The sequence below is a fragment of the Plesiocystis pacifica SIR-1 genome (genome assembly GCF_000170895.1).
GTDB lineage: Bacteria > Myxococcota_A > Polyangia > Nannocystales > Nannocystaceae > Plesiocystis > Plesiocystis pacifica.
The window spans coordinates 115,840-128,995 of sequence record NZ_ABCS01000020.1 but is presented as its reverse complement, the minus strand read 5'-3'; the positions used below and the strand labels follow the sequence as shown (position 1 = coordinate 128,995).

Below are 13,156 nucleotides of genomic sequence, written 5' to 3'. Positions count from 1 at the left end.
CCGACGCCAAGCCGGTCCGCCCTGCCCCACGTCCACGCCTCAGCCGTAAGGTTCTTCCTCGCGCACGTCGACCAGCTCGATGGAGCCGCCGCGCAGCAGCCCGGCCTTGTACAGGGTGTGAGCGAGCATCTGCGGGCACGCGCGCACCCGCACCCGCCCGTGCTCCCCGGGCCAGGGCGCGGAGGCGGTCGACCCACTCGGCCACGGCCACGCCCTCGTCGCGCTCGAACTCGAGCTCGCTCAGGTCGAGCTCGAAGGCTCCGCTCACGCGAGCCCGTAGACCGGGACGATCGCCCCGCGGGTGCTGCGGTTGTTGGGGCTCGCAAGGTGCAGGATCGTCTCGGCGAGGGCCTCGGTGCTCGGCCAGGTGCCGTGGTCCGCGTCGGGCATCGCCGCGCGGTTGGCCGGCGTATCGATGATCGAGGGCGCGACGGCGTTGACCCAGATGTTCTCGTCGGCGAGCTCTTCGGCCAGGGCCTGGCTCATCGCCGCGACCGCGGACTTGGCCGTGGCGTAGGCGATCATGCCGCCCGTCGGGACCAGGGCTGGGCGCGCGGCGATGTTGACGAGGCGCCCGCCCTCGCCCCCGCTCAGGCCCGTGTCGCGCATGCGTCGCACGGCCTCGCGGCAGCTGAGGAAGGCCGTGCTCACGTTCATGTGCCACATGCGATCGAAGTCGGCCTTGCTGGTCTCGACCACCGACGCCATCGCGAAGCCGCCGGCGACCTGGATGGAGGCCCACAGCGACGGAACGGAGGCGTAGAAGGCGGTCGCCTGGGCCTCATCATCGAGGGAAACTCCCGTGACCAGGGTGACTCGTTCATGGCTGGCGAAGGGATAATCCGCCGGGGCCTCGCGCTCGTAGACCGGCACGTGGACCGTCGCGCCCGCGTCCACGAGGCCCGCCACGACCGCCGTCCCGAGCGCACCTGCGCCGCCCGTCACCACCACACTTCGGCCTGCGAACTCCTGGGTCATGGACGCAGTGTACGGGGCTCGCGCGCGATGTGGATCCCCAATTGAGCCCTTGAAGAACTCCCGCAATACGTGGGAATGTGGGAATTGTGGCGCGTCTAGACCTCTCGACCAGTATTGCTATCGCCTGTTTCGCGGCGCTGACCCTCGGGGCGTGCTCCGACGACGCCGTCTCGGCCGAGGGCGACGAGGCCGGCGACGAGGACTCCGTCGACATCTCCGGCCCCCTCGCCCGCGGCATCGACATCACCGAGGTCGAGGCCAACCAGGGCACGGCGGTGCTCATCGGCCAAGACGGGGAGTGGGTCAAAGGCGAAGACCGCAACGCCTTCCTGATCAGCAACCGCGACACCCTGATCCGCACCCAGCACACCCTGTCCGCCGACTGGATCCCCCGCGAGATCGTCGGCGTGCTGCACATCCGCCTGCCCGGCGGCGAGGAGGTCGAGCCCAAGGTCCGCGCCCTCTTCGTCGAGGAGGACTCGGACAAGGGCAACGTCAACACCAACTTCTACTGGAGCGTCACCGCCGCCGAGGCCCAACCCGGGACCCGCTACCAGGTCGAGCTGCGCGAGGTCGACGACGGCAGCGTGGGCAGCAGCCTGCCCGAGGGCGTCGCCGTGACCCCGCCGGAGATCGACCACATCGGCTACGAGACCACCCCCCTCGAGATGAAGGTCGTGATCGTCCCGATCAACTACACCTTCCCCGATCCGCCCATCGAGGTCGTGCTCAGCGAGAGCGACATCGAGGTCATCGAGGACGGCCTGTACGAGCAAAACCCGCTCCAGACCATCGACATCCAGATCCACGAGACCATGGACTACGCGCCTCAGATGACCGATCTGGGCGACATGCTCCCGGTCATGCGCGCGCTCAAGATCGAAGAGGGGGCCGCGCCCAACGTCTACTACCACGCGCTCATCGACGTCGGCGTGCCCAACGTGAACATGGTCGCGGGCATCGCCTGGCTCATCGGCGACGCCGAGCAGAGCTCCGGCGACATGCGCGTCGCCTCGACGGTGTGGAGCATCGGCGAGAACCCCCTCGCCCCGGCCGGACCCACGGGCACGATCATCCACGAGGTCGGGCACAACCAGGGCCTGCGCCACGTCTACTGCCCCAACCAGTCCCCGGGCGCGCCCGCGGCCAACACCGACCCGGCCTACCCCCACGACGGCGGCAAGCTCGGGGTCTACGGCTTCGGCGTGCGCAGCTACACCCTGCGCAAGCCCACGGGCCACGACTACATGACCTACTGCGCCAACACCTGGGTCTCCGACTGGACGTGGAACAAGACCTACAAGCGCGTCCGGGCCCTGACCGAGTTCGACTACCCCGAGGAGAACCCCCTGCCCGGGTCCAGCGCCGACGCCTCCCCCCCAGCCGAGGTCCCCACCCTCATGGGCACGATCAACGGCGCCGGCGAGGAGCGCTGGTACCTCATGCCTGGCTACGCGATGGCCAACGAGCAGCTCGGCGCCGAGCAGCGCCTGCTCGTCGAGCACGACGGCCAGGTCGAGACCCTCTACACCCAGACCTCGACCCTGACCGACGATCGGACCACGGTGATCCTCGCGCCGCTGCCCGAGGGCTTCGTCGACTTCGCGGACATCGACCAGATCTCGCGGCTCGACTACCGCGGGGACCTACACCCCGTGAACCTCGCCAAGGTCACCCGCGCCGCCGACCTGCTCACCGAAGTCCGGGGTCATTGAGTTCGTGAGCTAGACTCGTTCGTGTGGGCCCTCCCCAAGCCTCCCAAGGCCGCGTCTGGCCGACTCGCCGCCGCCTCGTCGGCGGCGCGCTGCTCGGGCTGCTGACCCTCGCGCTGACCCTGACCCCAGGGCGCGCGCCGGCGACCATCGCCGAGCAGCGGGCCCGGTTGCCGCCCCCCGCCGCGTGCGACGACCCCGTCGCGGGCGTGTGGCAGTCGCACTCCTTCAACACGATGTACCAGGAGTGGGGCCGCTTCACGTTGACCATCCGCCGGACCGAGGGCTCCGGCGAAGACAAAGGCTCCGGCGAGCTCGAGGGCGAGATCGTCAACGAGAGCTGGTACGGGCCCAAGACCGAGGTCAACCGCGGGCCCTGCCAGGGGCGGCTCCAGTACATCGTGTCGATGAACGCCAAGGGCCGCTACCAGGCCGACACCAGCACCGTCGAGTTCGACGCCATCAACTGGCGCATGGAGGACCCGCTGTGCGCCGTGACCTCGGCCTTCGGCTACAACCTCGACCGCTTCTCCGGGGTCATCGATCACGAGATCCAGGAGTTCCAGTCGGTCAACAACGACGGCGGGCGCTACATCGACGTGCCCACCGTGTTCCGCCGGATCTCCTGCGACGACAGCGAGGACGTCCACCCGCGCGTCGCCGTGGTCCCGCCGCCCTTTTACCCCCCCGAAGAGGAGCAGGGCTGCGGGTTCCGATAGCCGCTCGCGCGAGCCGGGCTCAGGCTGACTTCGGCGCTTCTTTGGGCTTGGGCTCGTTCGACTCGTCCTCGGGGAAGAGCCCGGCCCAGTAGAGCATCCGACCGCAGTTCTCGCAGGTCGCGATGATCTCGGCCGCGCGCAGCGACACGTAGGTCTGGTGCGCCACGGCCATCTTGCAGGCCAGGCAGCGCCGCTCGCGGACGCCCACGAAGCCGACGCCCCGGGCCCGCTTGCGGATCCGCTCGTAGCGGCGCAGGTGGTCCCGCTCGACCTGGTCGAGCAGCCCCTTGCGCGACTTCTCGGCCTTCTTGGCCGACTTGCCGAGCTTGACCTCGATGGCCTCGAGGCGATCGCGCTCGGCCATGAGGTTGGTGCGCAGCTCGCCCAGCGCGTCCTCCATGGACTTGATGCGCGCCTCGGCCTCTTCGATGGCCGTGGTGATGTTGACGATCTCCTCGCGGCGTTTTTGGGCCAGGCGTCGGGTCGACTCGATCTCGCGCTGGACGGCGCTGAGTTCACGAGGCGTCTTGACCTGGTTGAGGCGCTGCTTGCTGGCGCGCATCTGCTCTTCCTCGTCCTCGAGCTGTCGCTCCTGGTCCAGGCGGAAGCCGCGGGTGTCGTCGAGCTTGTCGACCTCGGTCTGGAGCATGGCCTCGAGGTTGGCGAGGTCCTTGTCCATCTCTCGCTTGCGACGGGGTATGGCGGCGAGCTTGCGCTCGATCGAGCTCATGCGACGGTCTTGCTTTTGAAGCCGATAGAGCGCTTCGATCTGGTCTTTCATTCCTGGCCGTGTGCTTGTCTGCGCGGGGGGGATGAGCGCACGGACGCCGCGTGACGACCGTGTGTCGGGAGTAGGCCCACCAGGGCTCGAACCTGGGACCGACCGGTTATGAGCCGGCTGCTCTAACCGACTGAGCTATGGGCCCGTGGGCGCACGATAGGGAGGCCGGGTGCCCCCGTCAAACCGACGGCGGAGAGGCCATCCTCGCGTCGAGCGCGCGCCGTCACGCAGAGGCAGCTGTGGCCTGAAGGACGGCCCCAGCTCACGGACTCTGCGCAGGCGTACAAGCCGCATCCCGCGTACCATGGCGCCCCCATGAGCGACGCCCGAGCACGCTGGCTGCTGGTCTCTCGCCCCGTCGTCGGCCATCCCATCGACGGCGGGCCGGCCTTGCTCCGCGCCCTGATCCCCGCCCTGCCCAGCCAGACGCCCGTCGATTACTTCGGCGATCCCCGCGATCCCCCCCGCCTGGGTCGGGACGACGGGGTGATCCGCGTCCCTCGGCTGCCCGGGGGCCGGGGCGCTGGCCTGTTCGAGCGTGCAGCGATCGGGGCCGTGCTCGTCGGGCGCGAGCGCAGGCGCCAGCCCGTGCACCTCTTCCTCGCCCCGGGCCCGCTGATGCAGCGGGTCGCCGCCGGCTTGCTCGAGACCCCGCCGGTGTCCCGGAGCACGAGCCTGGTCCAGCGGGCGACCAGCGGGGCGCGCTCGTGGCTGGGCGTGGCCAGCTCCATGCTGCGCACGCGCCAGGCCCAGCACGCCCGGCCCGCGCCCGTGGTCCAGACCCTCACGGAGGCCGCGGGCTTCGAAGACTCGACCACGGAGCTCGAGGCCCTCGACGCGATCGTCGTGCTCTCGGCCCACACCCGCTCGCGGCTCATCGGCGCCGGCGTCCCGGGACACAAGGTCCACTGCATCTACCCGGGCGTGGACGTCCGCCACGGCCCGAGCGCCCCGCGAGATCTCGACGCCCTCGCTCAGCGCCGCCGCATCCTGTTTGCCGGCGACCTCGACGTGGGCGCCGTGGACCGCATCATCGAGCTGGTCCGCACGGCCAACGAGGAGCCGATGCGCGGCTGGTCCGTGGTCGTGCAGCCCTGGGCCCAGGGCGGCGAGGTCCAAGAGCGCGCCCAGGCTCGGCTCGCCCGGGAGCTGGCCGGGGCCATCGGCTCGTCGCGGGTCGAGCTGCTGCCCCCGACCCTCGACGGCGCACACCTCGCGGGGCTCATGGGCCGCTGCAGCCTGCAGCTCGCCGCCGCCGACGATCTCCGCTTTGGCGCCGACATCCCCATGACCCTGCTCCAGGGCCTCGCCGCCGGGCTGCCGCTGGTGACCCTCGATCACCCCGCCGTGCGCGAGGTCCTGAACGAGGGCGAGAGCCGCGGGCTCGAGGTCGGGCTGCGCGTCGATCCGAGCTCCGGGCCCCACGCCCTCGTCGCCGCCATCCACGAGCTCACCGCCAAGCCCGAGCGCCTCCTCGCCATGAGCCAGGCCGCCGCCACGTTGGCGCGCGAGGCCTTCTCGGCGGCGCGCATGGGCGCAGACTACGCCGCGCTCCACCGCGAGATCCTGGCCGGCTACGAACAGCGTTGATCGGCCCCTGGCTAGCTCTGGAGCCACTCTAGAGGGTCCTGCACCGGTGTCGGGAAGTCCCACGCTCGGTGATCCAAAGGCGTGGCGGGCTGCAACGTCGCGCACATCGGGGGATCGCCCCTCGCTTCTCCCAAGCTTTTGGAACCATTCACAATTCGCCAACGGTCGCGTTGGCCCAATTCTCGTATTTCCAGAGGGCAATGAAGCTGCTCCGCTTTGCCTTCCTCGTGAGCCTGGCGCTGATGGTCCTGACCTTCGTCAGCGCCGGCTGACCCCGAGAGTCCGCTAGCTCGCTAGCCCCAGGGACCGCGCCGGTTGATCGCCAGCCCCGCCAGGGCCGCGAACAGCAACCAGCCCAGCCCGCCCCAGGTGGTCCGCCCAAGCTCCGGCGCGGCCACGGCACAACCCCCGCCGCCCTCGCCGGCGCCCACCTCGTCCTCGCAGTCGTCGTGGATGAAGCCGCCCTCGTCCCCACAGCCGGGGTCGGGGGCGGAGAGCACCGAGAGCGCGGCGTGGCTGTAGCCCGCCCAGCTGCGGCCCATGGGATCGTCGACCGTCGCCCGAAAGATGACCGGGCCGCCGGCCGCCTCCGTGGGCGCGGTCCAGTCGTAGGTGAAGCTCGAGCCGTTCACCGCGATGCCCTCCTCGACCAGGCTCCACTCGGGCTCGAGCCCGATCACGTCGGGGGACCACTCGAGGCGCATGGTCGAGCCCGCCATCGCGTCCACGCAGCCGGTGATGCCCGCGACCTCGCCGACGTAGACGGGCTGCTCGCTGAAGTCGAAGGCGACCGCGGGAGCACTAGCCGCGGGGTCGGGATCGTCGACGATCTTGAACGCGCCAGGGCGATGGGTCCAGAGGTTCGTCCACGGCTCCCAGGTGTAGCCCTCGACCACCCAGGTCCCGGCCTCGAGGGCGCTCGTATCCCACTGCACGGGCTCCGACGCGGCCTCGAAGGTGATCGGTCGGCGCGCGTCGTCGGCGGTGATCCGCGCCCAGCAGCCCGCCCACTCGGCGCTCGTCTCGAGCACGTCGACGCTCGGATCGACGCTCGCGGGGTCGCCCAGCTCGTTGGCGACCGCGGCGTCGAGGTCCGCGCTGGTGATCCAATTGGGCAGGTACTGCTCGTCCCGCCGATCCCGGCACAGGGCAAAGAACTGGTGCCGGCGGCTGTCCTCGACCTCGTCCGGGGTCAGCTGCGTATCCTCGAAGGGGACCGCGTAGCTCAGGGCGTAGACCGGGTCGACGCTGCGATCGACGACGGTCATGCACGGCGCCCCGGCCCAGTTCACCGGCGTGCGGATGTGGGTCCCGTTGCCCGCCGACGCCACGCCCTGCGGCGCCACGACCCACGCGAAGCAAGCGAGCGCGGCCGACAGCCCCGCGCGCGATCGCGGCGTGCTTCGGGGGAGCCCTCGCGCCGACGCGCCCGTCAATCCCCACGCGACATGGGACATCATGATCGTTCGATACCACAGCCGGGCCGCGTCGCGTTGGTCCCGCGCAGCCCTTCGCGAACTATGCCAACACCGAGCGCGCCCCCCGGCGTACACTCGTGACACTGCCAAATGGGCATACCTCTCGCTGGCTACCGAACGAACGAGATGCTGCGCGCCTCGGGGCACGCGCGGGTCTACTCGGCCGTGCGCGAGGCTGACGGGCGCGCCGTCGTGGCCAAGGTGTTCGAGCTCGAGAGCCCCGCCGTCGAGGCCCGGGTCGAGCACGAGTTCGCCCTGCTCGAGGCCCTGGACATCGAGGGCGTGGTCAAGGCCCTCGCCCTGCAGCGCGTCGGCCAGCAGCTGGTGCTCCTGCTCGAGCGCGTGCCCGGTCAGGACCTGAGCGTCTACACCGAGGGTCAGCCCGTCGAGGTCGAGACCTTCCTGTCCATCGCCATTCAGCTCACCGACATCCTCGCGCGCCTCCACGCCCGGCGGGTGATCCACCGGGACATCAAGCCCGCGAACGTGCTGATCACCCCAGACTCGGGACAGATCCACCTCGCCGACTTTGGCATCTCGGTGCTGCTCGAGTCGGAGCGCCGCGACCTCTACGACCCCCAGGTGCTGACCGGCACCTTGCCCTACATCTCCCCGGAGCAGACCGGCCGGACCGGGCGCAAGGTCGACTTTCGCAGCGACCTCTACTCCCTGGGCGTGACCTTCTACGAGCTGCTGACCGCCCGCCGCCCCTTCGAGTACAGCGCCCCCCTCGAGCTCATCCACGCCCACCTGGCCCGGGCCCCGCGCCCGCCCGTCGAGCTGCGCTCGTCGATCCCCGCGGGCCTGAGCCGCATCGTGCTCAAGCTGCTCGCCAAGGCCCCGGAGCGGCGCTACCAGACGGCGGCGGGGCTGGCCCGCGATCTTCGGCGGCTGCGCGAGCTGCTCGACGCGGGCGACGCAGGGCTCGAGCTCGAGCTCGCCCGCGACGACCTGCCCCCCGGGCTGAGCCTGTCGACGCGCCTGCACGGCCGGGACTCGGCGCTGCACGAGCTGCGCAACGAGCTCGAGCGCGTGCGCCGCGAGGGCAGCGCCCGGGTCACCCTGCTCTCGGGCCCGGCCGGCGTCGGCAAGTCCACCGTGCTGTCCGAGTTCGCCGGCCTCGCCAGCACCGCGGGCGCGCGCGTGGGCCAGGGCCGCTTCGACCCCCACCGCGAGCTCCCCTACTCGGCCTTCCTCGAGGCCCTCGACGGCCTCGTCGAGCAGCTGCTGACCCTCGACGAGCCCTCCCTGGCCAGCCACCGCGCGCTGTTGAGCGAGGCCCTCGGCGGCCTGTCCCCCGTGGTCTGCGAGCTGCTGCCCAAGCTCGCGCTGATCCTCGGCGAGCAGCCCTCGCCCCCGCCGGTCCCGCCCCCCGAGGCCCGCAACCGCGTCCACCTGGGCCTCGCCCGCCTGCTCTCGACCCTCGCCAGCGCCGCGAGCCCGCTGCTCGTGGTCCTCGACGACCTCCACGCCGCCGACCCCAGCAGCCTCCAGCTGCTCCGCGTGCTGCTCGAAGGCGACCTCGGGCCCGTGATGATCCTCGGCGCGCGCCAGGCCGAGGCCAAAGCCGAGGCCCTCGGCGCCCTCGGCCACCGCCTCGCCGCCATGCACCTGCTGCGCGTCGTCGATCTGCGCCCGTGGACCGCCGAGGCGGCCACGGAATTCCTCGCCGACACCCTCGCCAAAGACCCGCAGACCCTCGAGGGTCTCGCCGCCGTGCTCCACCCCAAGACCGGCGGCAGCCCCCTGCTGCTGCGCGAGCTGCTCGTCGACCTCGAGCGCCGCGGCCTGCTCGAGCGCGGTCCGTCGGGCTGGAGCTGGGACGTCCAGGCCGTCGCCGGAGCCCCCTTGCCCGACAGCGTGTTCGAGGCCGTGCGGGCCCGCTTCGAGGCCCTCGACGACGGGCCCCGGGAGCTGCTCGCGCGGGCCGCCTGCCTCGGCGCCTCCTTCGACCTCGAGAGCCTCGAGGTCGCGACCGCGCGCCCCATGGCCGAGCTCACCGCGGAGCTCTACGCCCTCGTCGACGCCGGCCTCGTCGGCCCGGCCGGCCTCGCCTACGCCTTCGCCCACGATCGCCTGTGCGAGGTGGCGCGGGCCCACCTCGACGCCGACACCCGCTCGGCGGTGCACTGGGCCATCGGCCGCCACTGGCAGCTCCAGGCCGGACGCAGCGATCGCTCCCGCCCAGGGGCCGGCGCCGACCGCCTGTTCGAGATCGTCGATCAGCTCGACGCCAGCTTGCCCCGCGAGCTCGACGAGGCCGCCCGCGTCGAGCTCGCGCAGCTCAACCTGCGCGCCGGGCAGCGGGCCATCGCGGCGGCGGCCTACGCCCCCGCCCTGCGCTACCTCGAGGCCGGGGTCGAGCTCGTCGCCGCGTCCACCCCCAAGGTCGCGGCCCACGGCGCGGCGGCCCCCGACGCCGAGCTGGTCATCGCCCTGCACTTCGCCCGCGCCCAGAGCCTGGCCCTGTCGACGCGCTACGAGGACGCCGACGCGGCCTTCAGCGAGCTGCTCCGGTGGCCCTTGCCCCGGGCGATGTTCGGGCGCGTCGTCGCCCTGCGCATCCGCCTGCTGACCATGGAGGACCGCCCCCAGGACGCGATCCGCCTGGCCATCGACGCCATCGCCGAGTGCGGCATGCGCATCGCCCCCGATCCCAGCCTCGGCCTCGCCGTCGCCGGCCTGCTCGTCGGCTGGCTGCGCATCCGCGACATCGGCATCGAGGACTGGAAGGCGATGAAGCGCTGCGAGGATCCCGAGATCAACGCGGTGTTCGACATCCTGACGGCGGCGGTCAACGTCGCCTACGTCACCAGCCCCGGGCTGTTCGTGGCCCTCGTCGGCCTGCGCGCCCGCCTGCTCGTGCGCCACGGCTTCCACCCCTGCGCGGCCCAGGCCATCTCGCAAGTCGCCATCGGCATCACCGCGGGGGCCCGCAACACGGACTCGGCCGCGGCCCTGTGCGACCGCGCCCTGGCCCTGTGCGAGGAGATGGACGAGAACCCGAGCCGCGCCCGGGTCGAGTCCGCCGCCTACCTGTTCGTGTGGCACCAGAGCCGGCCCCTGCCCCAGGCCATCGCCAGCATGCCCGACGCCTGCCGCCGCGCCCTCGTGGCCGGGGACTTCGAGTACGCCGGGTTCATGACCGGCCTCCGCCTGTCCATGGAGTTCGACGTCGGCGTGCACCTGCGCGTGCTCGGGCGCAAGGCCAAGCAAGCCCGCGAGGAGCTCGAGCGCTGGGGCTCGGCGGAGATGGCCCTGGTCGCGTGGATGATCCGCGGCCTGACCGTGGTCCTGACTGGCAGCGAGGGCGAAGGCGACGAGCTCGAGGCCCTGCGCGACACCGAGGCCCTGTCCCCGGAGGTCGTCGAGTCCCGCAACGGCTCCCGGGTCACGGTGTTCGCGGCCATCGTCAACCGGGCCATCGCCGACCTGCTGCTCGGCCGCCCCGAGGCCGCCCTGACCAACCTCCTGCCCATCATCGCCGACGCCGAGGAGGTCATGTTCGCGACCTGGATGATCCCGCGCACGGCCCTGGCCACGGCGCTGTGCGTGCAGCTGCACCGCCTGCGCGGCCACGACAACGGCCGCCACGCGCCCCGGACCCTGCGCCGGGCGCTGCGGACCGCGATGAGCATCCTCGAGCGCTGGGGCAAGAACTGCCCCGAGAACTACGGCCACTACCTGACCCTGGCCCGCGGCATGGCGGCCGCCGTCAAGGGCCGGAGCCGGCGGGCCATGGACCTGCTCGAGCGCGCGCGGGCCGAGGCCGAGGCCCGCAGCTGCCGGTGGGTCGAGGGCCTCGCCTGCGAGCGCCTCGCCGAGCTCGGCGAGCGCGAGGGCCTGTCCGTCTACGCCCGCGGGGCGCGGGAGCGAGCCTGGCAGCTCTACGCGGCCTGGGGCGCGGAGCTCAAGCTCGAGGCCATGCGCGAGGCTCACCCCGAGCAGTTCGCCGACCCCCGCGAGCTCATGGAGCACACCTTGCCGCCGACCCGGGCTGGACAGCGCACCCAGACCCAAAGCGAGAGCAGCTCGGCTTCGGCCAGCCGCAGCCGCGCCCGCGCCCGCGCCCAACGATCCGGCGCGAGCTCGGGGCGCTGGCGCGGCAGCTCGGCGACCGGCTCGAGCTCCGGCAACGATCTGGCCCTCGACCTCGAGAGCGTGCTCGAGAGCGTCTCGGCCATCTCGCAGGAGCTGAGCGTCGACGTGGTCGTGGCGCACATGCTCGAGGCCGCGATCACCAACGCCGGGGCCGACCACGCGACCTTGGTGCTCGAGCGCCAGGGCGCCATGGGCGTGGTCGCCCGCTCCAAGGTCGACCTCGAGTGCGAGTTCTTCCCCCGGCCCATCCCCCTCGACGAGGCCGACCACCTCGTGCCCCCGAGCTTGCTGCGCTTCGTCCAGCGCACCCGCGACGCCGTGGTCCTCGACGACGCCCGCGAGGACCCGCGCTTCGCCGAGGACCCCTACGTCGTGCGCAAGGGCGTCGTCTCCCTCCTCGGCCTCCCCATCCTCAAGGGCCGGCGGGTGCTCGGCGTGCTCGCCCTCGAGAACCGCCTCTCGGCCTACTGCTTCACCCCCGATCGGCTCGAGTCCCTGCGCCTGATCGCCGGCCAGGCCGCGACCGCGCTCGAGAACGCCACGCTCTACTCGGCCCTGCGCCGCGGCGAGGCCCGGTGGCGCTCGCTCGTCACCGGGGTCCCCGACATCATCGCCCTGCTCGACGAGCGCGGCGCCATCGAGTTCGTCAACCGCCCGGGCCTGTTCGTCGTCGACAGCCCCGACGACAAGGGCGCGCGCCGACCGGTGCAGCCCCCGGGCCTCGGCGACGAGGCGGCCGAGGCCTGGCGCGGGGCGGTCCGGGCCGTGCTCGCCGACGGCGACCCCCGCGAGCTCGAGCTCCAGGTCGCGCGGTCCAAGAAGAAGCCCCCGCGATGGTTCGCGGTCCGCCTGGCCGCCATCGAGGTCGCCGGCGAGGACGAGGACGAGAGCGCCGCCGAGGCCGACGACGCCTCGATCTCCCAGGTCATGGTGCTCGAGCGCCGCCACGCCATCGCCCTGGCCACGGACATCACCGCCCGCAAGCGCGCCGAGGCCGACAAGGACGCCCTCGACGCCAAGCTCCGCCAGCAGCAGCGCCTCGAGTCCCTGGGCACCCTCGCCAGCGGCGTCGCCCACGAGATCAACAACCCCGTCCAGGGCATCCTCAACTACTCCGAGCTCATCCACGTCAACGTCGAGGACGCCGGCATCGTCCGCGAGTTCACCGAGGAGATCACCGCCGAGGCCAACCGCGTCGCCGCCATCGTCCGCAACCTGCTGTCCTTCTCGCGCCAGGACACCGACCAGCAGTTCGAGCCGGCGACCGTCGACGCCATCTACAGCGCGACCTTGATGCTCATCAAGTCCGTGCTGCGCCGGGACCAGGTCACCATCGAGCTCGTCCTCCCCCACGACCTCCCCCAGGTCCGCTGCCGCATCCAGCAGATCCAGCAGATCGTCATGAACCTGGTGACCAACGCCCGCGACGCCCTCAACGAGGTCTACCCGGGCTACGACGAGCGCAAGCGCATCGAGCTCAAGGCCGAGCGCCTCGGCGAGGACAGGGTCCGGATGATCGTCGAAGACAGCGGCCCGGGCATCCCCGCCGAGGTCCTGCCGCACATCTTCGACCCCTTCTTCACCACCAAGGGCCGGGACCAGGGCACCGGCCTGGGCCTGTCCGTGTCCCACGGCATCGCCAAGGACCACGGCGGCGAGCTGAGCGTGGACACGGCCCCCGGCGCCGGGACGCGCTTTTACCTCGACCTGCCCGTCGCCTGAGAGCCGCGGCCTTCACACGCTCCCCTACGCGTAGACCGCTCCGGAGCCGGGCTGCTGCGGGGCACCCGGGCGTCA

At 71.9% G+C, this 13,156-nt stretch carries 7 protein-coding genes and 1 tRNA gene; 4 read left to right on the top strand and 4 right to left on the bottom strand.

Going from position 1 to position 13,156, the window contains the following annotated elements; all coding sequences use genetic code 11:
• Positions 1-264 precede the first annotated feature (264 nt).
• A complete protein-coding gene (locus tag PPSIR1_RS13050; RefSeq protein WP_045115912.1) occupies positions 265-978 on the bottom strand; it encodes an SDR family NAD(P)-dependent oxidoreductase in 714 nt (237 codons plus the stop codon).
• An 86-nt stretch (positions 979-1,064) separates the two neighbouring features.
• Between PPSIR1_RS13050 and PPSIR1_RS13045 the strand changes: the two genes are divergently transcribed.
• Entirely contained in the window at positions 1,065-2,693 is a 1,629-nt protein-coding gene (locus tag PPSIR1_RS13045) for a zinc-dependent metalloprotease family protein (protein WP_006971540.1), read from the top strand.
• Positions 2,694-2,716: 23 nt separating this feature from the next.
• Positions 2,717-3,409 carry a hypothetical protein gene (locus PPSIR1_RS13040; protein WP_006971539.1) on the top strand — a complete coding sequence of 231 codons (693 nt, stop codon included), beginning with the start codon at positions 2,717-2,719 and terminating at the stop codon, positions 3,407-3,409.
• Between the two features lie 19 nt (positions 3,410-3,428).
• Here PPSIR1_RS13040 and PPSIR1_RS13035 read toward each other — a convergent pair whose 3' ends face one another.
• Positions 3,429-4,139 (bottom strand): zinc ribbon domain-containing protein, encoded by a 711-nt coding sequence (locus PPSIR1_RS13035; protein ID WP_157595499.1) that lies wholly within the window; start codon positions 4,137-4,139, stop codon positions 3,429-3,431.
• Between the two features lie 122 nt (positions 4,140-4,261).
• Positions 4,262-4,335, bottom strand: a tRNA-Ile gene (locus PPSIR1_RS13030).
• Between the two features lie 170 nt (positions 4,336-4,505).
• Here PPSIR1_RS13030 and PPSIR1_RS13025 point away from each other — a divergent pair.
• Complete coding sequence (locus tag PPSIR1_RS13025; protein WP_006971537.1) at positions 4,506-5,780, top strand: glycosyltransferase; 1,275 nt, start codon at positions 4,506-4,508, stop codon at positions 5,778-5,780.
• A gap of 293 nt (positions 5,781-6,073) precedes the next feature.
• Here the strand turns inward: PPSIR1_RS13025 and PPSIR1_RS13020 are convergent, their stop codons facing one another.
• Positions 6,074-7,126, bottom strand: coding sequence for a hypothetical protein (locus PPSIR1_RS13020; protein WP_006971535.1), 1,053 nt, complete (start codon positions 7,124-7,126; stop codon positions 6,074-6,076).
• A gap of 258 nt (positions 7,127-7,384) precedes the next feature.
• Between PPSIR1_RS13020 and PPSIR1_RS13015 the strand changes: the two genes are divergently transcribed.
• Complete coding sequence (locus PPSIR1_RS13015) at positions 7,385-13,081, top strand: protein kinase domain-containing protein (RefSeq protein ID WP_006971534.1); 5,697 nt, start codon at positions 7,385-7,387, stop codon at positions 13,079-13,081.
• Positions 13,082-13,156: the final 75 nt, after the last annotated feature.

What these genes read in the sequence shown, in the direction of transcription:
- PPSIR1_RS13025 (WP_006971537.1), top strand. Translation starts at nt 4,506, where the DNA reads ATGAGCGACGCCCGAGCACGCTGGCTGCTGGTCTCTCGCCCCGTCGTC.
- PPSIR1_RS13015 (WP_006971534.1), top strand. Translation starts at nt 7,385, where the DNA reads ATGCTGCGCGCCTCGGGGCACGCGCGGGTCTACTCGGCCGTGCGCGAG.
- PPSIR1_RS13035 (WP_157595499.1), bottom strand. Translation starts at nt 4,139, where the DNA reads ATGAGCTCGATCGAGCGCAAGCTCGCCGCCATACCCCGTCGCAAGCGA.
- PPSIR1_RS13050 (WP_045115912.1), bottom strand. Translation starts at nt 978, where the DNA reads ATGACCCAGGAGTTCGCAGGCCGAAGTGTGGTGGTGACGGGCGGCGCA.